Here is a 26,901-nt window from a genome sequence, read left to right as displayed (position 1 = left end):
CGTTCAATCTGAGCCATGATCAAACTCTTCAATTTAAGATTTTGTTCGGCTCAATGAATACTGACTTCAAAACTACTAATGTAATTTTAAAGCTATTATCGTTCCAACAGAACGATAATGAATTGACTGTGCCAAGACTAAGTTTCCTTTTACAAAGAAAGCTAATCTCGTTTGGTCACTTCGTTTCATTGAAACCTAATTTGAAACCGCTCTTTAGTAAGAGAAATTTCTAATTGGATTATCATCAACGAGTGCCCACACAGATTGATAGGTTTATATTGTTAAAGAGCTTTCTTCTTTGTGACTCACATCACTTCGGAAGAGGCGGTCATTTTAGCGAGATAAAGTTTAGTGTCAACCACTTTTTTCAAACTTTTTTCAAGCGTTTCCGCTTGGCTAATTGACCTTGCTAACTGGGCTTTTATTCCCTTCGAAACCTTAGCTTCGAAGTGTTCCCGTGTCAGCGAGGTGGCATTATAGAGATTGCGATCACATTGGCAAGCCCTTTTTGAAGTTTTTTTTGATTTTTTTGTCTTTTGCGTATTTTCTATTCAAAACGACCTGTTTTTACCACTTTTCTCTGCCTCTCTAGGCGAGTTTCCCTCTATATAAGGAGAAAAAATGAGCTCTCTACGCAGTTACAAAGGAATTTCCCCACAAATTGGTCAACGCGTCTATATAGATAGCAGCTCTGTTTTAGTCGGCGATATTAAGATAGGTGACGATTCGAGTATCTGGCCGCTCGTTGCTGCGCGTGGCGATGTGAACCATATTCATATTGGCGAGCGTAGCAATGTTCAAGATGGCTCCGTATTGCATGTCACTCACAAGAATAAGGAGAACCCAGAAGGTTACCCGCTTATTATTGGCAATGATGTCACTATTGGCCACAAAGTGATGCTGCATGGCTGTATCATAAAAGATCGCGTTTTAGTCGGTATGGGTGCGATCGTGTTAGACGCCGCTATTATAGAAGAAGAGGTGATGATTGGTGCTGGCAGTCTAGTACCACCAGGAAAACGACTCGAAAGTGGTTACCTTTATGTTGGAAGCCCGGTTAAGCAAGCTCGCCCTCTCAACGATAAGGAACGAGCTTTCTTACAGAAGTCTGCGGATAACTATGTGCAGAACAAAGAAGATTACCTTCACGAGGTTAAAGAGATTAACTAACTACCTCTATATTACCTTCTGAGTTGAATTCTTCCTCTTCAATCAGTTCTTCAGCAAGCTCTTCAAGATCGAATCGATATTGTGAAAAGACTTCCAGAGCTTGCTGTTCGTTCTCGATATCCTGTCCCGACAACTGCCTCAGTTCACTAATGCTCACTAGGCATTGAATCAGAGCGCCTGATTGCTGCGCCGGAAAGAGAACTGATTGCTTGTCTTCATCCCATGTTTGCATGTCAGGGAATAAGATTGATTGATTCATTACAATCCCCCTAGGTTCTTTCTTAACTCACGTAAAATTTGTTTGGTACCAGGTCTTAAGCCACGCCAAAGCATAAAGCTTTCTGCTGCCTGACCGACAAGCATTCCCAGCCCATCGAAGACTCGCACTACCCCATGCTCATGCGCCCACTGATTGAAGGTCGTTTTACCCGCGCCATACATCATGTCATACACAACTGCTTGCTCCGTAAAGATAGCTGCGGATATATCTGGTAGCTCACCACTCAAACTAGAAGAAGTGGAATTGATGATCACATCAAACGCTTGGTTCACTTCACTCATCTCACAAGCGCTAATCGTTCCATACGGAGCAAACATCTCAGCTAGTAGTTGCGCCTTGGCAAAGGTTCGGTTGGTAACAACTATCTCCGCAGGCTTTTGGTCTAAAAGTGGCTTAATGACACCACGCGCAGCGCCACCAGCACCAATAAGTAAAATACGAGCACCTTTTAAAGGCGCTTGATATTGCAATAAGTCTTGCACTAAACCTTCGCCATCGGTGTTATCACCAATAATGTCACCATCATCAAGCTTCTTCAGCGTATTCACCGCCCCAGCCAACTGAGCACGTTCGGTTAGTCGAGTAGCAAAGCGATAAGCATCTTCCTTAAATGGCACAGTAACATTACAGCCTTTGCCACCTTGTGCAAAAAACTCAGAAGCCGCTTGTTGAAACGCGTCCTTATTTGGGCTTTCTGCAGTATAGGTCAATGACTGATTGGTTTGACGAGCAAATAGGGTATGAATAAAAGGCGATTTACTTTGAGAGATGGGGTTGCCAAAAACGGCATAGCGATCTATTTGCTGAGTCATTTCCTTTACCTGCAAAACTAAAAAAGGGCCAATGCGAGACATTGACCCTATCACTATCTATATATTGAAGAAAGTCTTACCACTCTCTTGGTTTGAGGTAATGATCGTATAGTTCAGCTTCTGCTGACCCCGGTTCAACTTGGTAAGCATATTCCCAGCGCGCTAACGGCGGCATCGACATCAAGATAGATTCTGTACGACCGCCGCTCTGCAGGCCAAATAGAGTACCGCGGTCAAACACTAAGTTAAATTCGACGTAACGACCTCGGCGATATAGTTGGAACTGACGTTCACGTTCACCGTATTCAGTCTCTTTGCGGCGCTCTACTATCGGCAGGTACGCATCCGTATAACCATGACCAACCGCTTTGATGTACTCAAAGCACTTATCGAATTCCCAATGGTTAAGATCATCAAAGAACAGACCACCGACACCACGAGTTTCATCACGGTGTGGCAGGTAGAAATATTTATCACACCAAGCTTTATGCTCTGAGTAGACTTCACTACCAAATGGCGCACACACTTCTTTCGCGGTGTTGTGCCAATATTGCGCATCTTCTTCAAAAGGATAAAACGGCGTTAAATCGAAGCCTCCGCCAAACCACCAGATAGGCTCTTCGCCCTCTTTTTCGGCAATAAAGAAGCGAACGTTGGCGTGCGAGGTTGGTACATATGGGTTATTAGGATGCATAACCAATGACACCCCCATCGCTTCAAAACGACGCCCTGCCAATTCAGGTCGGTGCGCGGTTGCTGAGGCTGGCATTTCTTTACCTTGTACATGAGAAAAGTTCACGCCGCCTTGCTCAAACACCGCGCCTTCTTTCATCACGCGAGTTCGACCGCCACCACCTAGCTTCTCACCTGGCTCACGATGCCATTCATCCTCTACAAATAGTGCTTTACCATCGGCTTGCTCTAATTGCTGACAAATAGAGTCTTGGAGTGCCATGAGAAATTGTTTTACGGCTAATTTATCTATCGCTGACATTCGACTTCCTTTATTGCAGGGTTAACCCTGTCTCAATACTTGTGAGGTTCTTGCATCACGAATTTCACTTGGGTTTGTTCGACCGCCCGTTTGGCCCTCTAGCACCGCCACCAATTTATCACCAAGGTGCTGATAAACTTGTTCAGTGGTGACACACGGCGGCTCGCCCGTTAGGTTTGCGCTGGTAGAGGTTAACGGCTTTCCAAATGCATTACACATCTTTTGTACCAAAGGATGATCAGTCACACGCACGGCAATTGAGTCATGTTGCCCCGAAACCCAATTAGAAACTTTATCACTGCTTGGCATGATCCAAGTGACAGGCCCGGGCCAAGTTTGCTGCACTCGCTCTAGCTGTTCGGCGCTCAAAGCTTGCTGATCAACATAAGGCAACAGCTGCTGGTAATTGGCGGCAATCAGAATAAGCCCTTTTTCTACCGGGCGTTGTTTAAGTTCTAGTAGCTTTTTTATCGCACTCGGGTTATCAGGATCACAGCCAACCCCAAACACGCCTTCTGTTGGGTAGGCGATCAATTCACCCTGTTTTAGTGCACTGAGTGCTCGCTCAAAGTTACTCACCTAAGCATCCTATTTGGTTAGCGGTTTGGGTTAAGTGTACAAATAATCATTAGTTGTGACTAAAGCTATTTAGGTAACAATCTTTCACCTGCTCATTCAAACCTGACGCAAACGTTTGCTTAGTGATAAAATCCCCGTATAATGCGCTCAAATTATTTGCTCACCAATTCTACGCAGCTTTGAAGGAGTTTGAGATGAAAGTCGGTATCATCATGGGTTCTAAATCAGATTGGCCAACCATGAAACTAGCAGCAGAAATGCTGGATAGATTCGGCGTTGAGTACGAAACAAAAGTTGTTTCTGCGCACCGCACACCTCAACTGCTTGCTGACTATGCAAATAGCGCAAAAGAGCGTGGTCTGAAAGTGATCATTGCTGGAGCTGGCGGCGCAGCGCATCTTCCGGGTATGGCGGCAGCCTTCACTTCACTGCCAGTACTAGGTGTACCAGTACAGTCACGCGCACTGAGCGGTCTAGACTCGCTCTACTCTATCGTGCAAATGCCAAAAGGTATTGCGGTCGGTACGTTAGCTATCGGCGAAGCGGGCGCAGCCAATGCGGGCATTCTAGCAGCGCAAATCCTTGGTACTCACGATGAAGAAGTCATGGCGAAGGTCGAAGCGTTCCGCGCTGAACAGACTGAAACCGTTCTAGCAAACCCAAACCCAGCTGAGGACTAATGCAATGCATGTTTTAGTGCTAGGTGCAGGTCAATTAGCTCGTATGATGTCACTCGCGGGCGCTCCACTGAACATCAAGATCTCAGCGTATGATGTTGGCAGCCAAAACATCGTTCATCCACTGACGCAAACCGTGATAGGTCACGGATTAGACAGTGCGATTGAAACAGCTGATGTCATCACAGCCGAGTTCGAACATATCCCTCACGACATTCTTGCGATCTGTGAGCAAAGCGGTAAGTTCCTCCCATCAAGTGAAGCTATCAAAGCTGGCGGAGATCGCCGCATTGAGAAGGGGCTGCTTGATGATGCTGGTGTACGTAATGCTAAATATTATATCATCAATAGCCGTGAAGACTTTGATCGCGCGATTGAGCATGTCGGTATTCCGATGGTGCTAAAAAGTGCCTTGGGTGGCTACGATGGGAAAGGGCAGTGGCGACTTAAAGATCCAGCACAAGCAGATAGCATCTGGGCTGAAATGGCTGAGTGCATTGCCGTAACCGAAACTCAAGCAATTGTTGCTGAAGAGTTCGTCCCGTTTAATCGTGAAGTTTCTCTAGTAGGAGCTCGCGCTAAAGATGGCAGCGTTGCCGTCTACCCACTAGCAGAAAACGTGCATACCAATGGTGTACTGACACTTTCAACCGCGATTGCCGATACAGAACTGCAACAGCAAGCTAAACAGATGTTCACTGCCGTTGCCAACAAACTCAACTATGTCGGCGTGCTCGCGCTAGAGTTCTTTGATGTTGACGGCACGCTACTGGTGAATGAGATTGCACCACGCGTGCACAACTCAGGTCACTGGACTCAGCAAGGTGCAGAGACCTGTCAATTTGAGAACCATCTACGTGCAGTGTGCGGACTGCCGCTAGGCTCAACTAAGCTGATTCGATCAACTTCGATGATTAACATTCTCGGCGAAGATACTCTTCCTCAAGCGGTGCTTGAAATGGATGGTTGCCATGTGCATTGGTATGGTAAAGAGAAGCGCGCGGGTCGCAAAATGGGTCACATTAACGTTTGTGGTGACTACAACGGCGAGCTGCAGCGTAAGCTTTGTGCACTAGCAGGTAGCTTAGACAAAGACACCTTCCCTGCGGTACACGAGTTTGCCGCTAACTTTTCTGAGTAGCCCAAACTAACAACAGCAAAAAACGGCGCACCGAGCGCCGTTTTTTTAATCTTGTTGAATGTGGTGACACTTTCGATCAGCACATTGTAGCTTGTCACCACTGGCGAGTTTTTTCTCAACCAAGAGTGGATAACCACACTTCTCACACTTGCCTGTAACCGGTGGCTGATTGACGGCAAACTTACACTTAGGGTAGTTATCACAAGCATAAAACAGTTTGCCAAAACGGGTTTTGCGCTCAACTAATTGGCCTTTATGGCATTCAGGGCACGAGTGCGTTTGCGGTGCCTGCTCTTGTTTAGGCTGGTCGAGAGACTCGATATGATGGCAACTTGGGTAGTGGCTGCAGCCAATAAACATGCCATAGCGACCCTGACGCAATACCAACTCATTACCGCATTCAGGGCATGGTACACCTAGCTCTTTAACGATGTGTCCATCGTTTTGGTGCAAGGGCTTAATGAAATCACACTCAGGATATTGGTTACAACCAAGGAAAGGGCCATGTTTGCCGTGACGCAGCTGAAGCTCACCTTCACGCTGCTCCGCTTGGCATTTAGGACACGACTGATGCTCCAACGCATGCTCATGCGCTGAAAACAGTGTCTGATCAATCTTGTTACTCATATCAACTCATGAAGATTAGTGAAGAATACCTTGCTCTTTGGTATACAACAGCTCTTCCATAAGCGTATAAGCGTTCTCATTGCCCGGCACATTAAACAGTACCATCAAGACAATCCATTTCAGATCGTCCAACTCAAACTCATCGGTTTCTAACCCCATAATCCGGTCAATGACCATTTCACGAGTTTCTGTCGTCAGGACATTGACCTGCTCAAGGAAGGTCAAAAAACCACGACATTCAATCGATAGCCGCTCACACTCTTTGTTAGTGTAAATACGAGTCGAATTGGAAGTGCTGCACACCGAAATTGCAGAGTGAGTTTCACTTTGCTGCAATGCCGCTAACTCTTCTAGCCAGACAAGGGCTTTATAGATGTCTTTTTGATGAAAACCAGCGCGAAGAAGCTCTTCTTCTAGCTCATCTTGATTGACTTGTAACTCTGCATCGCTATGGATGTAAGTCTCGAACAGATACATTAGGATATCCATCATCATAGCTAGCCCCTCCCCTTTCGAATATAGCCACCGGAAACTGCAACAACATGCCCTAGAAGCTCAAGCTCCAAGAGCTGCATCATGACTTCCTGCACAGGTATATTGGTCCTGTTTGCAAGAATATCAACTGGTGTAGCCTTACTTCCTACGTTAGCTAACAGTAAAGCAAATGGCAATTCTTCTTTACTATCTATTATATCAAATAGTTCGGGCTGAATAGGTGGCTTATTACAATCAGACCAAGCAAGTAGCGTTTCAATTTCATCGAGAATATCTTGCACCGTCAGAACTAAGCATGCCCCTTGCTTTATCAACAAGTTACAGCCTCTAGCACTCGATTGATGAATTGAGCCAGGTAAGGCGAAGACTTCTCGCCCTTGCTCTATCGCGTAGCGCGCCGTAATCAAGGAGCCACTTTTCTCCGCCGCTTCGATGACTAATACTCCCAATGACAATCCACTGATGATTCGATTTCGCCGCGGAAAATGATCCGCTTTGGGTTTGGCTAAAGGGTGAAACTCAGACACTAAAGCTCCGCCACTGTCGATGATTCGCTGGGCAAGTTCTCGATGCCGAGCGGGATAAATGGTATTTAACCCGCAACCAAGCACCGCTAGCGTCGTGCCGTTTCCTTGTAGAGCACCATCATGAGCATAACCATCGACCCCAAGCGCTAAACCACTGGTGACGGCTAACTCATGCTCAACCAGACTGTGGGCAAAACTTCTCGCACTGTTTAATCCGTCGATACTCGCATTGCGACTACCAACTATCGCTATTTGAGGACTTGATAAGCAACTAGGGTTGCCTGAGACAAACAGCAATGGGGGCGCACCTTCGGCCTGCTTGAGCAAATCTGGGTAATGGCTATCAGCTCGGCAAATAATATGCTGGTTAGACTCTTGTTGCCATTGCAGACAATGTTCAACCTCACGCGTGGCAGTGTGATGCAAATAGTGGATTTGTTTATCGCTCAGACCAATCGCTTGGAGTTGCTGTTTGCTCGAACCGACAATATTACTTGGCGTATCTATGGCTAATAAGCGAGTAAAGGTTTTCGGTCCTATACGCGGGGTGAAATAAAGCGCTAACCATGCTGCTAGGTCTTGGCTGTTCATTGTTCTACCTCACTCAGCCGAGGCGGTGCGATAAGTGGAGAATCCACACCGATGGGCTGAGTACTTTCGCTGACCAGCGCAAGGCTAAAGTACTGATAAGGGCGTATAACGATCAAATTACCAATATGAGTTTTGGCCAACGATACCTGTTTGCCATTATCAAGCTTGACCTGTGTACCTTGTTGGTAGAGCTCAAACATATTACCTTGGATAAGTTCATCAGCCAGTCCGCGATTAAGCACCACTACATCATACTGACCCACATAACGCTGGCCTGTTAAGCTACCTAGAATTTGTGCGCCGTGATCTGACGGCGCAGGTGTTGGATAGAAGCGATTTGTCTCGCTAGCCAGCGGCTCTGACTGTTCAGGTAGAGCAATATCATTAGGCATAATTTCTTGTCTTTGCTCCGTCACACGTAAGCGTGTCACCTGCTCAGCATATCCAACCTGCTCGGCACTTGCGATGCGCTTAAAAGCGACAACCACCTTATCTTTACGAGTAAAACTCGCCATTTGACGATAGATCCCCCAGTTAAACTCAGGTTGTAGGCCAGAAACGTACACAGCGTCTTGCTCAGTTAGAAATTGTCGTCCATGACTGGCACCCAACACTCGAACGCTACCGTCTATGCTCGCTTGACTGAGTAGTCGATCGGATTCGAGGTAAGGAAGCATCAACTCAGGTTTCAAAGTTGGGATTGGGCGCTTATCGACTAAACGAACGCTAGGGCTGAGTTTGACCACTGGCTTGAGACTCAGCGTAGGTTGGCCATCACGCCAAGTTAAATAGAGGCGATCTCCGGGGTAAATAAGGTGAGGATTGTCGATATCGGGATTAGCCTGCCATAAGCGCGGCCACTGCCAAGCATTCTCTAGATAAATGGCTGAAATATCCCATAAGGTATCCCCTTTCACAACCGTATAGCTAGCCGGAACATCTTGCTTAAGTGTCACAGGTGCAAGGTCATCACTAGCACTATTGGTAAGCGGGACAAAGAGTAAGCCGAGAAAAATCACGCGGCAGTTCAGTAAACCTAACATAGTCATTCCCTGACAACATTGAAATCCTTGGCCGACTTCAACTCGCTTGTTGACTGTTTTAGCTAAGAGAAGCTGTTCAAAAAGCCGCATTGATGCTGTCATTTGACATCTAAAATGTCTAGAATTGAGCCAACGAGGTTTATCCTGATTCGGCACAGTTCAACATTCGAGTGTATATGTCTGTATTACAAGTATTAACATTCCCAGATGATCGCCTTCGCACCGTAGCAAAGCCGGTAGAAGCAGTGACACCTGAGATTCAAAAGTTCGTTGATGACATGATTGAAACCATGTACGACGAAGAAGGTATTGGCTTGGCGGCAACCCAAGTTGATTTCCACCAACGCATTGTTGTTATCGATATTTCTGAGACTCGTGATGAGCCAATGGTTCTGATCAATCCAGAAATTCTTGAAAAGCGCGGTGAAGATGGCATTGAAGAAGGCTGTCTATCAGTACCGGGCGCACGAGCTTTAGTGTCACGTGCAGCAGAAGTAACGGTAAAAGCACTTAACCGCGACGGTGAAGAGTTCACATTTGAAGCTGATGACCTATTAGCGATTTGTGTTCAGCATGAGCTTGACCACTTAGAAGGCAAACTGTTTGTAGACTACCTTTCGCCTTTAAAACGTAAGCGTATTCAAGACAAGCTAGCTAAGATCAAGCGCTTCAACGAGAAGAACACCAAAGCTTAACCGCCATAAATAGAAGGAAGGTACCTTGAGCAAACCTTTGAAAATTGTTTTTGCTGGTACTCCGGATTTCGCCGCCCGTCACTTGGCGGCGTTGTTGTCTTCGGAGCATGAAGTTATCGCTGTTTACACGCAGCCAGACCGCCCAGCAGGCCGTGGTAAGAAACTCACTGCGAGTCCGGTAAAGAACATTGCCCTTGAGCACAACATTCCGGTTTACCAACCAGAAAACTTCAAGTCAGACGAAGCCAAGCAAGAGCTTGCAGAGCTGAACGCTGACCTTATGGTTGTTGTCGCTTACGGTCTACTGCTACCTCAAGCGGTATTAGATACACCGAAACTAGGTTGTATCAACGTACACGGTTCGATTCTTCCTCGCTGGCGTGGCGCGGCTCCGATTCAACGCTCTATTTGGGCGGGTGATAACGAGACTGGCGTGACTATTATGCAGATGGATATCGGCCTAGATACTGGCGATATGCTAAAAATCGCGACCTTGCCTATCGAAGCAACGGACACCAGCGCGACCATGTATGAAAAGCTGGCAGAACTTGGCCCTGACGCGCTCGTTGAGTGTTTAGCCGATATTGCCGAAGGCAAAGCTGTAGCTGAAAAGCAAGATGATGAGCTGGCTAACTACGCGAAGAAACTGAGTAAAGAAGAAGCGCGTATTAACTGGGCTGACGACGCTGCACACATTGAACGCTGCGTACGTGCTTTCAACCCATGGCCAATGAGCCACTTTGAGGCGGCAGAAAACAGCATCAAAGTTTGGCAGAGCCGTGTTGATGAGCAAGTATCAGACAAACCAGCGGGTACTATCCTGCAAGCCGACAAGACAGGCATCTACATTGCTACTGGCAATGGCGTGCTGGTACTAGAACAACTGCAAGTACCAGGTAAAAAAGCGATGTCCGTGCAAGATATTCTCAACTCACGTGCAAACTGGTTTGAAGTCGGTACTCAACTGGTTTAACTTTTCTCCCGCAAGGGAAACGTACATTTTGAGGGTGGAGACACCCTCCCTTAATTCAAGGTATCCATCATGAATGTTCGCGCAGCTGCTGCTAACGTCCTATTCCAAGTGGTCGATAAAGGCCAATCTCTTTCACACGCCCTTCCTGCGGCGCAAAAGACCATCAGACCAAGAGACCACGCTCTGTTGCAAGAAATTTGCTACGGCGCACTAAGATACTTACCGCGCCTAGAGTCTATTGCCAACGAGCTAATGGATAACCCGTTGAAAGGCAAAAAGCGTGTCTTTCACCACTTAATTTTGGTTGGCATTTACCAGCTAAGCTTCATGCGCATTCCTGCTCACGCAGCGGTTGCTGAAACCGTTGAAGGCACCAAGACGTTAAAAGGTCCAAGCCTGCGCGGTCTTATTAACGCCGTATTGCGTAGCTACCTACGTGACCAAGAAGCGTTAGACGAGAAAGCCGTGAGCCACAACGCAGGTAAGTATGGTCACCCGAACTGGCTGTTGAACATGCTGCGCGAGAGCTACCCAGAACAATGGGAGCAGCTGATCGAAGCGAATAACAGCAAAGCGCCAATGTGGCTGCGAGTCAATCGCCAACACCACACTCGCGATGAGTACCTTGAGCTGTTGAAAGATGCAAACATTGAATTCACTATTCACCCTGAAGCTGCTGATGCCATAAAATTGGCCTCACCTTGTGATGTAACGCTGCTGCCAGGTTTCGACCGAGGCTGGGTATCGGTGCAAGACGCTGCTGCGCAACTATCAGTAAACTACCTGCAGCCGCAAAATGGTGAGTTGATTCTCGATTGTTGTGCAGCGCCAGGTGGTAAAACCGCGCATATTCTTGAACACACCGAAGATACCGAAGTGGTTGCGATTGATTGTGACGCTAAACGTCTTGACCGCGTCTATGACAACCTAGAACGTCTACAATTGCGTGCCGATGTAATTTGTGGCGACGCTCGCTACCCTCAAGAGTGGTGGACTGGCGAAAAGTTTGACCGCATTCTGCTTGATGCACCATGTTCAGCAACCGGCGTTATCCGTCGCCACCCTGATATTAAGTGGTTACGCCGAGCGAACGACATCGATGCTTTAGCTGAGCTGCAAAGCGAAATTATGGATGCGATGTGGGGACAATTGAAAATAGGCGGCACTATGGTTTACGCCACTTGCTCAATCACCCCACAAGAAAACGTTCTACAAGTAAAAGCTTTCCTTGAACGTACAGACAATGCGACCTTAGTTGGCTCTGATGTCAACAATCCGGGTCGTCAGATCTTGCCTGGCGAAGAAGATATGGATGGCTTCTACTACGCAGTGTTAATCAAAAACGCGTAAACAGTTAGGCGGTGACAATAGTCGCCGCCTTTTCAGTAGTTAAACGAGATAAATGTATGAAAATCATCATTCTTGGTGCGGGTCAGGTTGGCGGCACACTGGCAGAGAACCTTGTCGGTGAAAATAATGACATCACCATCGTAGACAGAGACAGCGATCGCTTGCGTGAGCTGCAAGATAAATACGATTTACGAGTTGTGAATGGCTATGCGAGCCACCCAGATGTGCTACGTGAAGCGGGCGCTCAAGATGCCGATATGTTGGTTGCGGTAACCAACATGGATGAAACCAACATGGCCGCCTGTCAGGTGGCCTTTTCTCTGTTTAACACCCCCAACAGAATTGCTCGCATTCGTTCTCCGCAATATTTGTTGGAGAAAGAAGCGCTATTCCAATCAGGCGCGGTACCGGTTGACCACCTTATCGCTCCAGAAGAGTTAGTGACAAGCTATATCGAGCGCTTAATCCAGTACCCTGGTGCACTTCAGGTGGTGAGTTTCGCCGAGCAAAAAGTGAGCCTAGTAGCAGTTAAAGCCTATTACGGTGGTCCATTGGTGGGCAATGCCCTATCCGCACTGCGTGAACACATGCCGCACATTGATACCCGTGTTGCGGCGATCTTCCGTCAAGGCCGTCCAATTCGCCCGCAAGGCACCACCATCATTGAAGCCGATGATGAGGTGTTCTTTGTTGCCGCGAGTAACCACATTCGCTCAGTAATGAGTGAACTGCAACGTCTAGAAAAACCTTACCGCCGAATCATGATTGTTGGTGGTGGTAACATTGGTGCTAGCTTGGCGCGCCGCCTTGAGCAGTCATACAGCGTGAAGCTGATTGAGCGCAGTTACCAACGCGCTGAAAAACTATCTGAAGAGTTAGAGAACACTATCGTCTTCTGTGGTGACGCCGCAGACCAAGAACTGCTTGCCGAAGAGAATATCGACCAAGTTGATGTGTTTATCGCCCTCACCAACGAAGATGAAACCAACATCATGTCCGCCATGCTCGCCAAGCGCATGGGAGCGAAGAAAGCCATGGTGCTGATCCAGCGTGGTGCTTACGTTGACCTTGTTCAAGGTGGCGTGATTGATGTGGCAATCTCTCCGCAACAAGCGACAATTTCTGCGCTACTCACCCATGTTCGTCGTGCTGATATTGTGAACGTATCCTCTCTACGCCGTGGCGCTGCCGAAGCGATCGAAGCCATTGCCCACGGTGACGAAACCACCTCTAAGGTAGTGGGTCGCGCGATTGGTGACATCAAACTGCCACCGGGTACAACCATTGGCGCCATTGTTCGTGGTGAAGAAGTCTTGATCGCTCATGACCGTACGGTTATCGAACAAGATGATCACGTGGTGATGTTCCTCGTCGACAAAAAATACGTGCCAGACGTCGAAGCCCTATTCCAGCCGAGTCCATTCTTCCTATAAGGCTCTGTTATGGTCAACTTCCGTCCCGTACTGTTCGTTATCGGGCTAGTGTTATCTAAACTAGCCCTATTTATGTACGTTCCAACTTTGGTCTCCTTTATCACAGGTACACCTGGCTTCTTAGAGTTTGGCCAAGCCGTAGTGATCACCCATATTGCTGCCTTTGCCTGTTTAACTATCGGTCGTACCAAAGCCTTTAAGCTCAGTGTGCGAGATATGTTCTTAATCACTAGCTTGGTATGGACCATCGCCAGCGCCTTTGCCGCGCTGCCATTTGTCTTTATCAACCACATCAGTTTCACCGATGCCTACTTTGAAACCATGTCGGGCATCACCACTACAGGATCTACGGTACTCAGCGGCTTAGATGGGATGGCGCCGAGTATTTTATTGTGGCGCAGTATCTTGCAATGGCTGGGTGGAATAGGCTTTATCGTGATGGCGGTAGCAGTACTGCCAATGCTCAACGTCGGTGGTATGAAGCTGTTCCACACCGAGTCCTCTGACTGGTCAGACAAAAGTAGCCCGAGAGCTAAAACCGTTGCGAAAAACATTGTTGCCGTTTATCTGGTACTGACCGGCTTATGTTTGCTCGCTTACCTTGCCTCTGGCATGACCTTTTTTGAAGCGATCAATCACTCTTTCACTACCTTATCTACTGGCGGATACTCCACCTCTGATGGTTCGATGAATCACTTCTCCAACTCCGCTCATTGGGTGGCAACGGTGTTCATGTTCTTAGGTGGCTTGCCGTTCTTACTCTTTGTTGCAGCATTGCGTAAGCGCCGTCTGGATCACCTGTTCAAAGATGCTCAGGTGCGTGGCTTTACTTACTTATTTCTCATCAGCAGTCTGATTATCTCAGCTTGGCTGGTGATTCGTGATGGCTACGCTATCTCCGACGCGCTGAGAGTATCCATGTTCAACATTGTTTCCGTCGTGACCACCACAGGTTTTGGCTTAGAAGACTTTACCGCTTGGGGAGCACTGCCAACGACCTTGTTTGCTTTCCTAATGATGGCAGGTGCTTGCTCGGGTTCAACGTCTGGCGGGATTAAAGTGTTCCGTTTTCAGATCGCAATAACCCTACTCAACAAACAGATGATGAAGCTCATTCACCCATCAGGAGTGTTTGTTCAGCGTTACAATCAACGCCCGGTCAACGATGATATCGTCCGTTCGGTAGTGGCGTTTGGCTTGACCTTCTTTATTACTATCATTGCCATTGCGGGGGGGTTAAGTGCTATGGGTCTCGACCCAATCACCAGTATTTCTGGTTCCATTACTGCCGTCGCCAACGTAGGGCCTGGTATGGGAACCATCATTGGCCCGACTGGTAACTTCGCACCTCTGCCAGATGGCGCAAAGTGGCTACTAAGTTTAGGTATGCTGATGGGGCGCCTTGAAATTTTGACTCTGCTGGTGCTGTTCTTCCCAGCATTTTGGCGACGTTAAGGAGTAATAATGAAAAGACTGATTGTACTTTGTGGCCTAATCGCTAGCTCTCAGCTTATGGCTGCACAACAGATCACCCTAGAAGATGGACGAAAAGTTCAGCTCAACGATGACTTTACTTGGCACTATGTCACAGCGCCGACTGCCAGTGAGACTCCAGCAAATAGCACAGTAGCGAAACCCGTTGTTGCTGCCATCCCTGTGGTTCTAAATCAAACTGGCAGCTTGATAAACCTAAATAGTGATAAGCCGACCATGCAGTTGTCAGACTCAGGAGTGGATATTCTGTTAGCGGCCGCTAGCTACCAAGATGGTCAACTAGTGATTCCGACCTCATTGACCAACCAAAGCCGTCAAGCGGTAATTACGGTCGAGCTTGAGGTGGAAGTGCTGGATAGTTCTGGCGCTGTACTTAGCAAACAAAACGCTAAGGTGTGGTCTTCAATCAAACGTATGGCTGATACCTACTTAAGACCGGAACAAATCGCCACAGGTAAACCGATAAAAGTGGATGTCGAGTCCGCTGCTCAGTATCAAATCAAGGCCAAAGTGGTCAACATCGAAACCCGTTAGACCGGTTGGACATACAGATAAATCGCGAAGAAATGACAAGCGCATCCTGCTAAAACAAAACCATGCCAAATCGCATGGTTGTATGGGATGCGTTTCGCCACATAGAAAATAACCCCTAACGAGTAAATCACGCCACCAGCTGCGAGTAGCGTTAACCCTTCAATCGACAAGCTCATCGCCAACTGATAAATCACAATCAGAGAGAGCCAGCCCATCGTCAGGTAAGTCACCAGAGATAACTTTTTAAAGCGATAAACAAACGCTAACTTCATGATGATGCCAAATAAGGCAATGCCCCAGATCACCGCCATTAAACCTATAGCTAAGGGCGTTCGCAAAGCCACCAATAAAAACGGCGTGTAGCTACCGGCAATAAGCAGATAAATCGCGCAGTGATCAAAGGTTTTCAGAGCCCGTTTGGCGCGCGGGTTAGCTATCGCGTGATAGAGCGTTGAGGCCAAGAACAGTAAGATCATACTGCCGCCATAGATACTCATACTGGCGATAGTCATCGCGTCCGCATTGTGTTGTGACGCTTTGATTAGCAAAAGCACCAAACCAACAATACTCAGCAGCATGCCCAAAGCATGAGTTAACGTATTAGCGAACTCTTCTTTTGCACTGTATTCAATAGGAGGATGTACAGACATGCGTGCGTAACTCTTGAGTAAAATTGGAATAATTACTCAAGAGTATTACACATTAAGCTTACACTTGTAAGCTGAAAGTTTTAAATTTCTGTTAAGAATGGTTGTCGAGATACTCTAACACTAGCTTGCCTGCTTCATCGGCAGAGGTGTGCAGCGGTAGAGCCAGTTGCCTTTTCAGTTGACCAACTCCCAGAAGACTAGCGAGCATCCCTTTTGCCCCTTCGCGATGGCGATCGATTTCGAACCACAATTGCAGCTCATCATCATTGCGGTAAGCCACCACTTCTAGCTCACGCCAACGACCGTGGAATGGGCCAGTGGTCGGCACAAACTCGAACTCCTGAACAAATGGCATCGCAAAGCCATTAACCTCTTCACACTCCACCTGACGGATACGTAAACCTTGTTCTTCTAAAGCAGTGAAAATACCATCAAGTAGCGGATCAGGGCGGACGGTAAGAATATCTTTATCGGTTGGGTCCTTAGCCATCGCAATATCAAGCCCAGTTTCTAACCATACCTTAGAGTCACCGATCGTCACTGGCGTATTCCACGGCACATCAAGCTCGACTTCGAAATCACGCGTTTCACCAGGATTGATCGTGAAAGCATACGGCAGCGACCACTCAGCCAATACATAACTGGCAGGCACACGGCGCATTCGTCCTGCGGTGTGCTTGCTCTTATCGTGATCAGCAGGAACCTCTTTGATGTAACGACAGTAGAGTTTCAGATCAATATTATCGATATCCTGCGCGGTCGAGCCACCATAGACATGAATAGTAATGTTGACCTTTTGTCCCGGGTACAACACTTCTTGCTGCAACACCGAATCAACGTTCGCCGAACCGATGCCAAAACTTGCCAGGGTCTTCTTAAATAACGACATAACTACCTCCTGGGCTGTATAAAGATTCAATGACTTTCATACTAATCTTGTTTAGCGTCTCACTACTACTACCTGCTTCACATAATTGTAGTGAACGAAAAACGATTAGATATCGATCAATCCAACTGATAATGCTAATCTATTTATTGATATGCGTGCATATCAATACTCCTGATTAATTAGTTGGATTGGCACTAGCCAAAAAAGCCAAACTTCAGCAATGAAGCGAGGCTCATGGTTAATCAGGCCATTACATTGGCAATGGATATGCCTGACAGTTAGGTATCTTAGATGCGCCCAGCAACCGTCAGGTTTTCGCACACTAACCGTAGTGCGATGCGCCGCCGCAGTGGCTTCGTGGCTGCTCCAGTGGCAAAGAAAACAGCTCCTGCAATGACCTTAGTTGAACAGACTGCTGTATTGGCATCTGCTCCAGCAAAAGTTGTTAAAGCAGCCTAGTTAAAAAGCGCAGTTTGACTGCGCTTTTTTCTTACCTTCATTTCTGCAATTTGTTACCTTTAACCCTAAATCATTATAAGTATTGTGGAGAAAGCCTGTGAAGTGTCACCGTATTGAGGAGCTACTTGAGCTATTGGAGCCTGAATGGCAAAAAGATCAAGAGCTTAACCTACTGCAGATGATCGTTAAGTTAGCGCAAGAAGCGGGTTATGAAGGTAAACTGGAAGATCTCACCGATGACGTGCTGATCTACCATCTTAAAATGCGTAACAGCGCAAAAGATGAAATGATTCCTGGCCTGAAGAAAGACCAAGAAGATGATTTTAAAACCGCGATTTTAAGAGCGCGCGGCATCATCAGCTAAAAGATTTCAAATCACTCCAAAAGCGGCAGTCGCCGCTTTTTTTATATCTATTTGTCCCACTATTTGCGAACTGTTAGGCGATTTATTTCTATAACTGTACTGACCTTTGTTGTTAAAGGTTGATAACCTTAAAGAAATAAAAATGTTATTGCGTATATAATCGCCGTCCATAAGAATTTACTAAAATAGCAATGTCTGCAGAGTGTGAAACGTATAAATCACACCATAAAGCCTAAGAAGGAAGCACAATGAGTCAGGACAAAATCGATATTAAAGATGTGACTCCTAAAACCTTTAATCCAAAAACCCACAAAACCAAAGGCGACAGGTTTAACCCAAGTAACCGAATTTACGTTCGTGAAAGTAAAGGTACATTCCAACAACTGCGTCGTTATGGTGGTTGGTTCCTGCTGCTATTTTTTGCTCTGATCCCATGGATACCTTATGGCGAGCGTCAGGCAATCTTACTCGACATTGGCAATCAGCAATTTAACTTTTTTAGCACCACCCTTTACCCGCAAGATCTCACCTTACTTGCGTTGCTGTTTGTGATTGCGGCATTTGCGCTGTTTTTCATTACCACCTTCTTAGGTCGCGTTTGGTGTGGTTATCTCTGCCCGCAAACCGTTTGGACCTTTATGTACATTTGGTTCGAAGAAAAGCTCGAGGGCAGTGCCAATAAACGCCGCAAACAAGACTCAGGCAAGTTAACCGCTAACTTAGCCATGCGCAAAACGGCCAAACACATCGCGTGGTGGGCCATTGCCCTTGCAACGGGTTTTACCTTCACCGGTTACTTTGTTCCTATCCAAGATCTCGTTGTGGGCTTCTTTACCTTCAGCGCTGAGTTTTGGCCGGTATTCTGGGTGCTATTTTTTGCTGGCTGTACCTACGCCAATGCAGGCTGGATGCGCTCTATTATGTGTATCCATATGTGCCCTTACGCGCGTTTCCAATCGGCGATGTTCGACAAAGATACTTTTATCGTTGGCTATGACAGCAAACGTGGTGAAACCCGCGGCCCTCGCTCACGTAAAGCTGACCACAAAGCACTTGGCTTAGGCGACTGTATCGATTGTGACTTATGTGTACAGGTCTGCCCAACCGGGATTGATATTCGTGATGGCCTACAATACGAATGTATTAACTGCGGCGCTTGTATCGATGCTTGTGACAAGACCATGGATCGTATGGGTTATGACAAAGGCTTGATTAGCTACACCACTGAGCACCGTCTCTCGGGTAAACACACCAAAGTCGCGCGCCCTAAACTGCTTGGCTATGGCGCCGTTCTACTGGTGATGATTGGCCTATTCTTCGTTCAGGTTGCCAGTGTCGACCCGGCAGGGCTAAGCGTGCTGCGTGACCGCAACCAGCTGTTTCGAGTCAATGGCTCTGGCGAGATTGAAAATACCTATACACTGAAGATCATCAATAAAACTCAACAAGAACAAGAGTACGACTTGAGCGTAGAAGGCTTGAGTGATGTGTCTTGGTACGGTAAACAGACCATACAAGTTGAACCAGGCGAAGTACTTAGCCTGCCAATGAGCTTAGGCGTCGACCCTGACAATCTCAGCTCTCCTGTTTCAACGATTCAGTTTATACTGTCCGATAGCGAAGACTTCACTATTTCTGTAGAAAGCCGCTTTATTAAAAAGCTTTAGACTTTCTCACTACCCAAATGGAAAGAGGCTCAGCAATGAGCCTCTTTTATTTTATGACCCAGCAAGCATTCAACTTTGATGCACTGACGCCTGATTTTATGTGGTATGCCCTAGAAAGCATTGGCATCCGCGCAGAATCTGGCTTTCTCGCATTAAACAGCTACGAAAACCGCGTTTATCAATTTACGGATGAAGAGCGTCAACGCTATGTGGTGAAGTTTTATCGTCCAGAGCGTTGGAGCCAAGAGCAGATTCAAGAAGAGCATGACTTTACCTTAGAGCTGATTGAGTCAGAGATCCCTGTCGCGCCACCCGTAAAACTTAATGGCCAAACTCTGCACCACTATCAAGGCTATCTATTCGCCCTATTCGAAAGTGTCGGCGGGCGTCAATTTGAAGTCGATAACTTAGAGCAACTTGAAGGCGTTGGTCGCTTCTTAGGCCGTATCCATAAAGTCGGTTCAAGAACGCCATTTAAACATCGCCCAACGATTAGCTTGGACGAGTACCTCTACCAACCACGCAAACTACTCCAACAATCACAGTTCATTCCTATGCATCTCGAAAATGCGTTTTTTAACGATCTCGATCTGCTGATCAAATCATTAGAAAACCGCTGGGATGACTCAGCCACTATTTTACGCCTGCATGGTGACTGTCACCCTGGCAATATCTTATGGCGTGACGGACCTATGTTTGTCGATCTAGATGACTCTCGCAATGGTCCTGCGATTCAAGATTTATGGATGCTGCTCAGTGGCGATCGCGCCGAGAAATTGATGCAACTAGACATCGTTTTGGAGGCGTACCAAGAGTTTAATGATTTTAATAGCAACGAATTGAAACTAATTGAGCCATTGCGAGGTCTACGTATGGTGCACTATATGGCATGGTTAGCAAAAAGATGGCAAGATCCTGCATTTCCTATCGCTTTTCCATGGTTTAATGATCCAAAATACTGGGAAAGTCAGGTACTTGCTTTTAAAGAGCAAATTTCTGCATTGGATGAACCCCCACTTTCACTCATGCCACAGTGGTAAGTAAATGACAACATGGAGTCAAAAATGAAAAAGCTGTTCGCACTCGTTGCCACATTGATGCTGAGCTTCACAGCTCACGCTGCACAATTCAGTCAAGGTGAGCACTACAAAGTTCTTAATTTAGAAGCATCGAAAAAACCAACGGTCACAGAGTTTTTCTCTTTCTACTGTCCGCACTGTAATACCTTTGAACCTATCATTCAGCAGCTTAAAGCTCAATTACCAGCCGACGCTAAATTCCAAAAGAACCACGTTTCTTTCATGGGTGGTAGCATGGGTGAATCAATGAGCAAAGCTTACGCGACCATGGTTGCGCTAAAAATTGAAGATAAGATGACCCCAGTGATGTTTAACCGCATCCACAACATGCGTAAAGCACCGAAGAATGATGAAGAACTTCGTCAAATCTTCTTAGACGAAGGCGTTGATGCGAAAAAGTTTGATGCTGCATTCAAAGGCTTCGCCGTTGATTCAATGGTTCGTCGCTTTGATAAACAGTTTAAAGATAGCGGCCTTTCAGGCGTTCCAGCGGTAGTGGTGAACAACAAATACCTTGTTGATGCACAATCAATCAAGACGCTAGATGAATACTTCGCACTGGTTAACTACCTACTGACCCTGAAGTAATCACCACCAACAATTATCAAAAAAGGGAGCTATGGCTCCCTTTTTTATTGTCACTTTATCGATGAAGAGGGCTGGTGCAGCTCTTTAAGTAACTCGTCTTTTTGTTGCCATACATCCCCCAGCCACTGCTGGAACTGACGTTTATAGGGTTTGTCATTGAAATAGTCACCGCGAACTTGCTCATCCACCGGAAGCACTCTAGTACGCACAACAATTTTGCTCATTCTCCCCATCAACACATCCCTAAATGGCTTATCGGTATTTTGTGGGTAAGCTAATGTCACATCAATGATACTGCTAAACTGATCCCCCATGGCCGCCAAGGTATAAGCAATCCCGCCAGTTTTCGGTTGCAGCAAGTATTCGTAACCCGCACGGCTTTTACTCTGTTTCTGCTTAGTAAAACGAGTTCCCTCGACGTAGTTAACCACGGTTGTCGGGGTATGTTTGAACTTGGCACACGAACGACGAGTGGTGGCTAAATCTTGACCACGCTTTTCAGGATGACGAATCAAATACTCACGTGAGTAACGACGCATAAACGGCATATCCAACGCCCAACAAGCCATACCAATAAATGGCACGTACAAAAGCTGCTGCTTAAGGAAGAATTTAGGCATTGGGATACGATCTTTAAACACACTGCATAGCACAACGATATCCGTCCAGCTTAGGTGGTTACTGATCATCAAATACCAGCCATCTTGTTTGAGCTCCTCTCCCCCTTCAACATCCCACTCTACTCGGTTAGATACATTTAAAATCAACGCGTTAATCGTCGCCCATAGCCACATTATTTTATTGGCTAATTGCGTCCCTTTAGCCTTAAGAGCGGCGCTAGGTAACAGCACTTTTAACACCGCAACAAGACATATAGCCAAGGAGCAAAGTGCAGAATTGAGGATAACCAGAGTTGTATTCAGAACAAAGATTAGATGTGCCAACATATCGCTTAATAGTGAGATTTGAACAAAATTTATAAAGAATTATTTATGAATAATAAAACAGCGTGTAATTATACAAGCCAGAGGGAAGTTTAAAACCAAACTACGCATGGTCAGAGTAGTTTGCTTAAACTTCAACAAATTCAAGTCAAAAGGTTTACTTCATGGAGCGCCGATAATGACAACCATCAAACCTATCGTCCTAGCCCTCGCGGTTATTTCCACACCCGCACTTGCTCAACTGTCTAAACATGCTGGGCTCAGTGGCGAACTTTCACTTAGCAGCGGTTATACTTCTTCAACATCCAATTTCAATACCGATGCGAATGCTGAACTGGCTGACAATACCCAAGCCGGACAAAGAGAAGATGGGTTTCTTGTCTTTCCACTGGGCAACCTCGCCTATACTTTTGGTCAAAAACTCGATAAGCAGGTTTACGCTGGTACCTCGCGAGAAGATATTGCGATAGGTACCTTAGCGCTTGAGCTTGGCTATAAGCAACAACTTGCCAATGGAACAGTGATAGACGCCTCTTTCCTGCCGACGATTATGTCAGGAGACACTTGGGCCAACCCATTTGAAGAAGGCGTTCAGCGTAGTGAAACCGATGAAACTGGCACCGCTTACCGCCTCAAATTCAGTAATATTGCTCAATCTGGTTTTAGCCTTGATACCGCGTATGCAGACAAAGAAATTAAAGATGAACGCTCTGGGCAATTCGATACCAACATCAACAGTGATTTATTAAGACGCGATGCCAGTTCAATATACGTCAAAGGGGGTTATCGACTCCCTCTCAGTCGCACCACGTTTATCATCCCGTCATTGACCTACATTCAAACCGATGCAGACGGTGAAGCATACTCAAACACCTCAATCGGTGGTGAGTTATCACTGTTTAAGCTTATTGACCGACACCAATTCGTCTTAACAGCCAGCTACACCAATCGCAGCTACGACGCCTCTCATCCTATTTACAACATTACCCGTTCGGATGATGAAGTCAGCCTATTTGCCGCCTATGAATACAAGCAGTTTATGGGCTGGCAAAATTGGTCGTTGGTCTCCTTCGCCGGCTTTGGACAAACTGACTCGAATATCGATTTCTACGATGAAGATCAGATGATTTTGTCACTCGGTGTTAACTATCGATTCTAATGATCTCGCCCGTAAGTCACGAAGACTTACGGGCCTTGTTATACCGCCTGAGCCGTCAACTCTCTGAGTAATCTATCCATCGCTCGATAGCCTAACGCTTCGGCCAAGTGAGTTCGCGTAATGTGCTCGACGCCTTCTAGATCAGCAATGGTGCGCGCTACCTTGATAATGCGGTGATAAGCTCGAATAGAGAGCCCCAATCGATGCAAAGCATTTTCTAAGAACTGCGCATCTTGCTTATCTAACGGGCAGTAACGCTCGATTTCTCGACTGCCGAGTAAGGCATTCACTTTATTGGAGCGCGATAACATAGCGTCACGAGCAATATAGACTCGTTCACGTACCACAGCGGTTGGCTCGCCTCTATCCCCTCCTTCAGCTAACGTCCCTTTGGGCAATGCTGGGATTTCCAGCGACATATCGAAACGATCAAGTAACGGCCCAGATAAGCGGCTGAGATAACGTAAGATGGTTTGCGGATTCACTCTCGATTGATTGCCTTCGTAGTAGCCGGTTGGACTGGGGTTTAATGCGCCCACCAACTGAAAGCGCGCCGGAAAACGGGTTTTGCCTTGCGCTCGCGAGATGATGATTTCTCCCGACTCTAGCGGCTCACGCAAGGAATCCAGCACCTTACGTTCAAATTCCGGCATTTCATCTAAAAACAGTAAGCCATTATGTGCTAATGAGATTTCACCAGGGCGAGGAATCGAGCCACCGCCGACCAGCGCCGCCATGGAACTAGAGTGGTGAGGGGCACGAAAGGGGCGCTGTTTCCAGTTATGGATATTGATCTCTTGCTGGGTCAAAGACGCCACCGAAGCGGTCTCCATCGCTTCATCACAGGTCATTTCCGGTAATAAGTCACACAGCCGAGAAGCAAGCATGGTTTTTCCGGTACCGGGCGGGCCTAAAAACAATAGGTTATGATTCCCTGCCGCTGCGATTTCTAACGCACGCTTACCTTGTTGCTGACCAATAATATCTTGCAGATCTCTTTGCAGTTCCCGCTTTACGCTTAATGATGGCGTTTGGTGCAGTGCCAATGCTTGCTGACCACACAAATCAGCACACACTTCGAGTAAGCTCTGCGCTGACTTGTGCGTATCTGCGCCGACTAACGCTGCTTGATCACCATTATGATGAGGAACAACCAGTCGGCGCTGAGCCTTGTTCGCCGCTAATGCCGCAGGTAATACGCCTTTCACGCAGCGCAGTTCACCAGATAAAGCCAGCTCACCGATAAACTCAATATCGGCCAGCGCTTGCAGTGGAACTTGTTCGGATGCAGCCAAAATGCCTAGCGCGATCGGTAAATCAAACCGCCCACCTTCTTTAGGCAAATCTGCCGGAGCAAGGTTGACGGTAATCCGCTTGGCGGGAAATTCAAAGCGAGAGTTAATAATTGCACTGCGCACTCTATCTCGGGACTCTTTGACCGTTGTCTCGGGCAAGCCAACCAATGTAAAGCCTGGCATGCCATTACTAATGTGGACTTCGACCGTCACCGCAGGCGCTTCAACCCCGACACAGGCTCGGCTATGGATAACAGCTAGGCCCATGATCTGACCACCTGACTATTGTTGTTCATTTATACCCCTGATAGTTCGTTTATTTTGTTATCAAGGTTGTTATATAGCTTGGCTAGATGCTGAAAGAATGTGAAAAAAGAATGAGTTTTTGCTTGTCATTTAACGGAATTGTATGTTACCACTAGAGACGCAAACATTTTCGTGCCTAACTAGGTACACATATAACTAAAGAAATAAAGATGAACTTCAACGCCCGCACTAACGCACTGATTGCCCTGATTATCGTGGTCATTATTGACACCACGCGGGGTCTAGTGGGCGAAAGATAGCCACAGAATAGAAAAAACCCCCGCACTGAAAAGTCCGGGGGTTTTTTACAATTAATAGGCCGTAAATTTAGGCATATAACGAATTTAAAGGCTCATTAAAGAGCTGCAGGAAGAATGGGAGCGCACATGATGTGCAATGCAACACAACAACAAATGACAGACCACCAGGAGGTTTACGATGACAGGTGCTGAGTTAGTCGTAGCCGCTTTGGCACAGCAGGGGATAAAAACGGTATTTGGTTACCCAGGCGGGGCCATCATGCCAATCTATGATGCTCTATACGATGGCGGTGTTGAACACATCCTCTGTCGTCATGAGCAAGGCGCAGCAATGGCCGCAATCGGTATGGCCCGCGCAACACAAGATGTCGCTGTCTGCATGGCAACATCAGGTCCAGGAGCAACCAACCTAGTCACAGGTCTCGCGGATGCCTTTATGGACTCTATCCCTCTGGTTGCGATCACAGGTCAGGTTGCAAGCTCTCACATTGGTACTGACGCATTCCAAGAAATGGATGTGATCGGCATGTCCCTTTCATGTACTAAGCACAGCTACCTAGTTACTGACATCAATGAACTGGCGCCAACCTTAGCCGAAGCCTTTGAAGTGGCTAAAACAGGTCGCCCTGGTCCTGTCATTGTCGATATCGCTAAAGATGTCCAGCTTGGCCAAGCTCCGGTAAAGACCTTACCTGACTTTACACCACCTAACGCGCCAGTCGCCAACTCTGACGACATCGCTAAAGCTCAAGAGCTGTTATCGCAAAGCTCTCGTCCGGTTTTATATGTTGGCGGTGGTGTACAACTTGGCCACGCGACTGACTCTGTGCGCGAATTCCTGCGCTTAAATCCAATGCCATCAGTAAGTACCTTGAAAGGTCTAGGCACAATTGAACGCCACGACCCGCACTACCTTGGTATGCTAGGTATGCACGGCACCAAAGCGGCTAACCTAGTGGTACAAGAGTGTGACTTACTGATTGCAGTGGGCGCTCGTTTTGACGACCGAGTAACAGGCAAGCTCGATACTTTTGCGCCAAACGCTAAGGTTATTCATATCGATATCGACGCCGCAGAACTGCACAAGCTGCGCACCGCAAACGCCGCTGTTCGCGCCGAGATCCCAGCCGTTCTTCCTCAACTAGAGTTAACTCACGACATCACGCCTTGGGTTAAACACAGTGAAAGCTTACGTAGCGGATTTAAATGGCGCTACGACCACCCAGGCGAACTTATCTACGCACCGGGGTTACTAAAGCAGCTTTCCGATCTGATGCCAGATAGCTCAATCATCTCAACCGATGTAGGCCAACACCAAATGTGGGCAGCGCAACATATCCAACCGCGCGATCCGCAAAACTTCATCACCTCAGCTGGCCTTGGCACCATGGGCTTCGGTCTTCCTGCTGCGATGGGCGCTGCCGTCGCTCGCCCTGATGATCAATCTATACTTATTACTGGGGATGGCTCATTTATGATGAACATCCAAGAGCTAGGTACGCTAAAGCGTCGCCAAATCCCGGTAAAAATGGTGTTACTGAACAACCAACGCCTTGGCATGGTTCGTCAGTGGCAATCACTGTTCTTTGATGGCCGCCATAGCGAGACCATCCTAGATGACAATCCTGACTTTGTAATGCTAGCTAAAGCCTTTGATATTCCTGGTAAAACCATCACTAAGAAAGAAGAAGTTGAGCCAGCACTAAAAGAAATGCTAGAAAGTAAGACGTCTTATCTTCTTCATGTTCTAATCGATGAGGAAGAAAACGTCTGGCCACTTGTACCACCAGGTGCTTCAAACAATGAAATGCTGGAGAACACATAAC

Annotated in this window: 28 protein-coding genes; 16 read left to right on the top strand and 12 right to left on the bottom strand. The window is 47.0% G+C overall.

The window, feature by feature from the left end:
• The first annotated feature begins 621 nt into the window (after nucleotides 1–621).
• Nucleotides 622–1,170, top strand: coding sequence for a gamma carbonic anhydrase family protein (locus ACHUFZ_RS19020; RefSeq protein ID WP_134836199.1), 549 nt, complete (start codon nucleotides 622–624; stop codon nucleotides 1,168–1,170).
• On the opposite strand, the gene ACHUFZ_RS19015 is transcribed toward ACHUFZ_RS19020, so the two are convergent.
• The 4 genes from ACHUFZ_RS19015 to tsaC all read right to left on the bottom strand — a co-directional run bounded on the left by ACHUFZ_RS19015 (nucleotide 1,163) and on the right by tsaC (nucleotide 3,835).
• A complete protein-coding gene (locus ACHUFZ_RS19015; protein ID WP_394128367.1) occupies nucleotides 1,163–1,429 on the bottom strand; it encodes a DUF1488 family protein in 267 nt (88 codons plus the stop codon). The genes ACHUFZ_RS19020 and ACHUFZ_RS19015 overlap by 8 nt on opposite strands.
• The gene (gene aroE, locus ACHUFZ_RS19010) at nucleotides 1,429–2,262 is read right to left on the bottom strand and encodes a shikimate dehydrogenase (protein ID WP_394128366.1); all 834 of its coding nucleotides are present in this window, start codon (nucleotides 2,260–2,262) and stop codon (nucleotides 1,429–1,431) included. Before aroE ends, ACHUFZ_RS19015 begins: the two co-directional genes overlap by 1 nt.
• Before the next feature lie 76 nt (nucleotides 2,263–2,338).
• On the bottom strand, nucleotides 2,339–3,256 hold the full coding sequence (hemF, locus tag ACHUFZ_RS19005) for an oxygen-dependent coproporphyrinogen oxidase (RefSeq protein WP_394128365.1): 918 nt from the start codon (nucleotides 3,254–3,256) through the stop codon (nucleotides 2,339–2,341).
• A gap of 21 nt (nucleotides 3,257–3,277) precedes the next feature.
• Complete coding sequence (tsaC, locus tag ACHUFZ_RS19000) at nucleotides 3,278–3,835, bottom strand: L-threonylcarbamoyladenylate synthase type 1 TsaC (RefSeq protein WP_394128364.1); 558 nt, start codon at nucleotides 3,833–3,835, stop codon at nucleotides 3,278–3,280.
• 194 nt (nucleotides 3,836–4,029) lie between these two features.
• Between tsaC and purE the strand changes: the two genes are divergently transcribed.
• Both purE and ACHUFZ_RS18990 read left to right on the top strand, forming a co-directional pair.
• A complete protein-coding gene (purE, locus tag ACHUFZ_RS18995) occupies nucleotides 4,030–4,515 on the top strand; it encodes a 5-(carboxyamino)imidazole ribonucleotide mutase (protein WP_053439965.1) in 486 nt (161 codons plus the stop codon).
• Nucleotides 4,516–4,519: 4 nt separating this feature from the next.
• Entirely contained in the window at nucleotides 4,520–5,653 is a 1,134-nt protein-coding gene (locus ACHUFZ_RS18990) for a 5-(carboxyamino)imidazole ribonucleotide synthase (RefSeq protein ID WP_394128363.1), read from the top strand.
• 45 nt (nucleotides 5,654–5,698) lie between these two features.
• On the opposite strand, the gene ACHUFZ_RS18985 is transcribed toward ACHUFZ_RS18990, so the two are convergent.
• From ACHUFZ_RS18985 to ACHUFZ_RS18970, 4 genes are read right to left on the bottom strand one after another with little or no spacing between them, the layout of a single operon-like run.
• On the bottom strand, nucleotides 5,699–6,280 hold the full coding sequence (locus tag ACHUFZ_RS18985) for a DNA topoisomerase family protein (protein ID WP_394128362.1): 582 nt from the start codon (nucleotides 6,278–6,280) through the stop codon (nucleotides 5,699–5,701).
• A 15-nt stretch (nucleotides 6,281–6,295) separates the two neighbouring features.
• Nucleotides 6,296–6,775 carry a DUF494 family protein gene (locus ACHUFZ_RS18980; protein WP_394128361.1) on the bottom strand — a complete coding sequence of 160 codons (480 nt, stop codon included), beginning with the start codon at nucleotides 6,773–6,775 and terminating at the stop codon, nucleotides 6,296–6,298.
• A 2-nt stretch (nucleotides 6,776–6,777) separates the two neighbouring features.
• Nucleotides 6,778–7,893 (bottom strand): DNA-processing protein DprA, encoded by a 1,116-nt coding sequence (gene dprA / locus ACHUFZ_RS18975; protein WP_394128360.1) that lies wholly within the window; start codon nucleotides 7,891–7,893, stop codon nucleotides 6,778–6,780.
• Nucleotides 7,890–8,936 carry a LysM peptidoglycan-binding domain-containing protein gene (locus ACHUFZ_RS18970; RefSeq protein WP_394128359.1) on the bottom strand — a complete coding sequence of 349 codons (1,047 nt, stop codon included), beginning with the start codon at nucleotides 8,934–8,936 and terminating at the stop codon, nucleotides 7,890–7,892. Before ACHUFZ_RS18970 ends, dprA begins: the two co-directional genes overlap by 4 nt.
• 176 nt (nucleotides 8,937–9,112) lie before the next feature.
• Here ACHUFZ_RS18970 and def point away from each other — a divergent pair, with 176 nt between their 5' ends.
• The 6 genes from def (at nucleotide 9,113) to ACHUFZ_RS18940 (ending at nucleotide 15,415) form a co-directional block, all read left to right on the top strand.
• On the top strand, nucleotides 9,113–9,631 hold the full coding sequence (gene def, locus ACHUFZ_RS18965; protein WP_394128358.1) for a peptide deformylase: 519 nt from the start codon (nucleotides 9,113–9,115) through the stop codon (nucleotides 9,629–9,631).
• 25 nt (nucleotides 9,632–9,656) lie between these two features.
• Complete coding sequence (gene fmt / locus ACHUFZ_RS18960) at nucleotides 9,657–10,604, top strand: methionyl-tRNA formyltransferase (protein WP_394128357.1); 948 nt, start codon at nucleotides 9,657–9,659, stop codon at nucleotides 10,602–10,604.
• Between the two features lie 69 nt (nucleotides 10,605–10,673).
• A complete protein-coding gene (rsmB, locus tag ACHUFZ_RS18955; protein WP_394128356.1) occupies nucleotides 10,674–11,954 on the top strand; it encodes a 16S rRNA (cytosine(967)-C(5))-methyltransferase RsmB in 1,281 nt (426 codons plus the stop codon).
• A gap of 56 nt (nucleotides 11,955–12,010) precedes the next feature.
• Nucleotides 12,011–13,387, top strand: coding sequence for a Trk system potassium transporter TrkA (trkA, locus tag ACHUFZ_RS18950; protein WP_394128355.1), 1,377 nt, complete (start codon nucleotides 12,011–12,013; stop codon nucleotides 13,385–13,387).
• A 9-nt stretch (nucleotides 13,388–13,396) separates the two neighbouring features.
• A complete protein-coding gene (locus tag ACHUFZ_RS18945; protein ID WP_394128354.1) occupies nucleotides 13,397–14,842 on the top strand; it encodes a TrkH family potassium uptake protein in 1,446 nt (481 codons plus the stop codon).
• A 9-nt stretch (nucleotides 14,843–14,851) separates the two neighbouring features.
• Complete coding sequence (locus tag ACHUFZ_RS18940; RefSeq protein ID WP_394128353.1) at nucleotides 14,852–15,415, top strand: DUF3157 family protein; 564 nt, start codon at nucleotides 14,852–14,854, stop codon at nucleotides 15,413–15,415.
• Here ACHUFZ_RS18940 and trhA read toward each other — a convergent pair.
• Both trhA and ACHUFZ_RS18930 read right to left on the bottom strand, forming a co-directional pair.
• Nucleotides 15,412–16,065 carry a PAQR family membrane homeostasis protein TrhA gene (gene trhA / locus ACHUFZ_RS18935; RefSeq protein ID WP_394128352.1) on the bottom strand — a complete coding sequence of 218 codons (654 nt, stop codon included), beginning with the start codon at nucleotides 16,063–16,065 and terminating at the stop codon, nucleotides 15,412–15,414. The genes ACHUFZ_RS18940 and trhA overlap by 4 nt on opposite strands.
• Before the next feature lie 91 nt (nucleotides 16,066–16,156).
• The gene (locus tag ACHUFZ_RS18930) at nucleotides 16,157–16,954 is read right to left on the bottom strand and encodes a sporulation protein (protein ID WP_394128351.1); all 798 of its coding nucleotides are present in this window, start codon (nucleotides 16,952–16,954) and stop codon (nucleotides 16,157–16,159) included.
• A gap of 291 nt (nucleotides 16,955–17,245) precedes the next feature.
• On the opposite strand from ACHUFZ_RS18930, the gene ACHUFZ_RS18925 reads away from it, so the two are divergent.
• The 5 genes from ACHUFZ_RS18925 (at nucleotide 17,246) to ACHUFZ_RS18905 (ending at nucleotide 21,111) form a co-directional block, all read left to right on the top strand.
• A complete protein-coding gene (locus tag ACHUFZ_RS18925; protein WP_394128350.1) occupies nucleotides 17,246–17,413 on the top strand; it encodes a hypothetical protein in 168 nt (55 codons plus the stop codon).
• Nucleotides 17,414–17,510: 97 nt separating this feature from the next.
• The gene (locus tag ACHUFZ_RS18920; RefSeq protein ID WP_394128349.1) at nucleotides 17,511–17,777 is read left to right on the top strand and encodes a YihD family protein; all 267 of its coding nucleotides are present in this window, start codon (nucleotides 17,511–17,513) and stop codon (nucleotides 17,775–17,777) included.
• A gap of 248 nt (nucleotides 17,778–18,025) precedes the next feature.
• Nucleotides 18,026–19,444 carry a cytochrome c oxidase accessory protein CcoG gene (gene ccoG / locus ACHUFZ_RS18915; protein WP_394128348.1) on the top strand — a complete coding sequence of 473 codons (1,419 nt, stop codon included), beginning with the start codon at nucleotides 18,026–18,028 and terminating at the stop codon, nucleotides 19,442–19,444.
• Nucleotides 19,445–19,497: 53 nt separating this feature from the next.
• Nucleotides 19,498–20,484: a serine/threonine protein kinase gene (locus ACHUFZ_RS18910; RefSeq protein ID WP_394128369.1), complete on the top strand. Its 987-nt coding sequence runs from the start codon at nucleotides 19,498–19,500 to the stop codon at nucleotides 20,482–20,484.
• 24 nt (nucleotides 20,485–20,508) lie between these two features.
• Nucleotides 20,509–21,111 carry a thiol:disulfide interchange protein DsbA/DsbL gene (locus tag ACHUFZ_RS18905; protein WP_053439980.1) on the top strand — a complete coding sequence of 201 codons (603 nt, stop codon included), beginning with the start codon at nucleotides 20,509–20,511 and terminating at the stop codon, nucleotides 21,109–21,111.
• A 50-nt stretch (nucleotides 21,112–21,161) separates the two neighbouring features.
• Here ACHUFZ_RS18905 and ACHUFZ_RS18900 read toward each other — a convergent pair whose 3' ends face one another.
• A complete protein-coding gene (locus tag ACHUFZ_RS18900; protein WP_394128347.1) occupies nucleotides 21,162–22,058 on the bottom strand; it encodes an acyltransferase in 897 nt (298 codons plus the stop codon).
• A 175-nt stretch (nucleotides 22,059–22,233) separates the two neighbouring features.
• On the opposite strand from ACHUFZ_RS18900, the gene ACHUFZ_RS18895 reads away from it, so the two are divergent.
• On the top strand, nucleotides 22,234–23,214 hold the full coding sequence (locus ACHUFZ_RS18895) for a DUF2860 domain-containing protein (RefSeq protein WP_394128346.1): 981 nt from the start codon (nucleotides 22,234–22,236) through the stop codon (nucleotides 23,212–23,214).
• 38 nt (nucleotides 23,215–23,252) lie between these two features.
• Here ACHUFZ_RS18895 and ACHUFZ_RS18890 read toward each other — a convergent pair whose 3' ends face one another.
• A complete protein-coding gene (locus ACHUFZ_RS18890) occupies nucleotides 23,253–24,776 on the bottom strand; it encodes a YifB family Mg chelatase-like AAA ATPase (protein WP_394128345.1) in 1,524 nt (507 codons plus the stop codon).
• A gap of 477 nt (nucleotides 24,777–25,253) precedes the next feature.
• Between ACHUFZ_RS18890 and ilvG the strand changes: the two genes are divergently transcribed.
• Entirely contained in the window at nucleotides 25,254–26,900 is a 1,647-nt protein-coding gene (gene ilvG / locus ACHUFZ_RS18885) for an acetolactate synthase 2 catalytic subunit (RefSeq protein ID WP_394128344.1), read from the top strand.
• Nucleotide 26,901 lies beyond the last annotated feature (1 nt).

The sequence above is a fragment of the Vibrio hepatarius genome, from assembly GCF_043642085.1.
Classification (GTDB): domain Bacteria; phylum Pseudomonadota; class Gammaproteobacteria; order Enterobacterales; family Vibrionaceae; genus Vibrio; species Vibrio hepatarius_C.
The sequence above is the reverse complement of the archived record's forward strand: the minus strand, read 5'-3'. Positions and strand labels throughout refer to the sequence as shown.

What these genes read in the sequence shown, in the direction of transcription:
- ACHUFZ_RS18930 (WP_394128351.1), bottom strand. Translation starts at nt 16,954, where the DNA reads ATGTCGTTATTTAAGAAGACCCTGGCAAGTTTTGGCATCGGTTCGGCG.
- trkA (WP_394128355.1), top strand. Translation starts at nt 12,011, where the DNA reads ATGAAAATCATCATTCTTGGTGCGGGTCAGGTTGGCGGCACACTGGCA.
- rsmB (WP_394128356.1), top strand. Translation starts at nt 10,674, where the DNA reads ATGAATGTTCGCGCAGCTGCTGCTAACGTCCTATTCCAAGTGGTCGAT.
- ACHUFZ_RS18890 (WP_394128345.1), bottom strand. Translation starts at nt 24,776, where the DNA reads ATGGGCCTAGCTGTTATCCATAGCCGAGCCTGTGTCGGGGTTGAAGCG.
- ACHUFZ_RS18970 (WP_394128359.1), bottom strand. Translation starts at nt 8,936, where the DNA reads ATGTTAGGTTTACTGAACTGCCGCGTGATTTTTCTCGGCTTACTCTTT.
- ACHUFZ_RS18925 (WP_394128350.1), top strand. Translation starts at nt 17,246, where the DNA reads ATGCGCCCAGCAACCGTCAGGTTTTCGCACACTAACCGTAGTGCGATG.
- def (WP_394128358.1), top strand. Translation starts at nt 9,113, where the DNA reads ATGTCTGTATTACAAGTATTAACATTCCCAGATGATCGCCTTCGCACC.
- ACHUFZ_RS19015 (WP_394128367.1), bottom strand. Translation starts at nt 1,429, where the DNA reads ATGAATCAATCAATCTTATTCCCTGACATGCAAACATGGGATGAAGAC.
- purE (WP_053439965.1), top strand. Translation starts at nt 4,030, where the DNA reads ATGAAAGTCGGTATCATCATGGGTTCTAAATCAGATTGGCCAACCATG.
- ccoG (WP_394128348.1), top strand. Translation starts at nt 18,026, where the DNA reads ATGAGTCAGGACAAAATCGATATTAAAGATGTGACTCCTAAAACCTTT.
- ACHUFZ_RS18990 (WP_394128363.1), top strand. Translation starts at nt 4,520, where the DNA reads ATGCATGTTTTAGTGCTAGGTGCAGGTCAATTAGCTCGTATGATGTCA.
- hemF (WP_394128365.1), bottom strand. Translation starts at nt 3,256, where the DNA reads ATGTCAGCGATAGATAAATTAGCCGTAAAACAATTTCTCATGGCACTC.
- dprA (WP_394128360.1), bottom strand. Translation starts at nt 7,893, where the DNA reads ATGAACAGCCAAGACCTAGCAGCATGGTTAGCGCTTTATTTCACCCCG.
- ACHUFZ_RS18945 (WP_394128354.1), top strand. Translation starts at nt 13,397, where the DNA reads ATGGTCAACTTCCGTCCCGTACTGTTCGTTATCGGGCTAGTGTTATCT.
- trhA (WP_394128352.1), bottom strand. Translation starts at nt 16,065, where the DNA reads ATGTCTGTACATCCTCCTATTGAATACAGTGCAAAAGAAGAGTTCGCT.
- ACHUFZ_RS18980 (WP_394128361.1), bottom strand. Translation starts at nt 6,775, where the DNA reads ATGATGATGGATATCCTAATGTATCTGTTCGAGACTTACATCCATAGC.
- ACHUFZ_RS18940 (WP_394128353.1), top strand. Translation starts at nt 14,852, where the DNA reads ATGAAAAGACTGATTGTACTTTGTGGCCTAATCGCTAGCTCTCAGCTT.
- ACHUFZ_RS18895 (WP_394128346.1), top strand. Translation starts at nt 22,234, where the DNA reads ATGACAACCATCAAACCTATCGTCCTAGCCCTCGCGGTTATTTCCACA.
- ilvG (WP_394128344.1), top strand. Translation starts at nt 25,254, where the DNA reads ATGACAGGTGCTGAGTTAGTCGTAGCCGCTTTGGCACAGCAGGGGATA.
- ACHUFZ_RS18985 (WP_394128362.1), bottom strand. Translation starts at nt 6,280, where the DNA reads ATGAGTAACAAGATTGATCAGACACTGTTTTCAGCGCATGAGCATGCG.
- ACHUFZ_RS18900 (WP_394128347.1), bottom strand. Translation starts at nt 22,058, where the DNA reads ATGTTGGCACATCTAATCTTTGTTCTGAATACAACTCTGGTTATCCTC.
- aroE (WP_394128366.1), bottom strand. Translation starts at nt 2,262, where the DNA reads ATGACTCAGCAAATAGATCGCTATGCCGTTTTTGGCAACCCCATCTCT.
- ACHUFZ_RS18905 (WP_053439980.1), top strand. Translation starts at nt 20,509, where the DNA reads ATGAAAAAGCTGTTCGCACTCGTTGCCACATTGATGCTGAGCTTCACA.
- ACHUFZ_RS18910 (WP_394128369.1), top strand. Translation starts at nt 19,498, where the DNA reads ATGACCCAGCAAGCATTCAACTTTGATGCACTGACGCCTGATTTTATG.
- ACHUFZ_RS19020 (WP_134836199.1), top strand. Translation starts at nt 622, where the DNA reads ATGAGCTCTCTACGCAGTTACAAAGGAATTTCCCCACAAATTGGTCAA.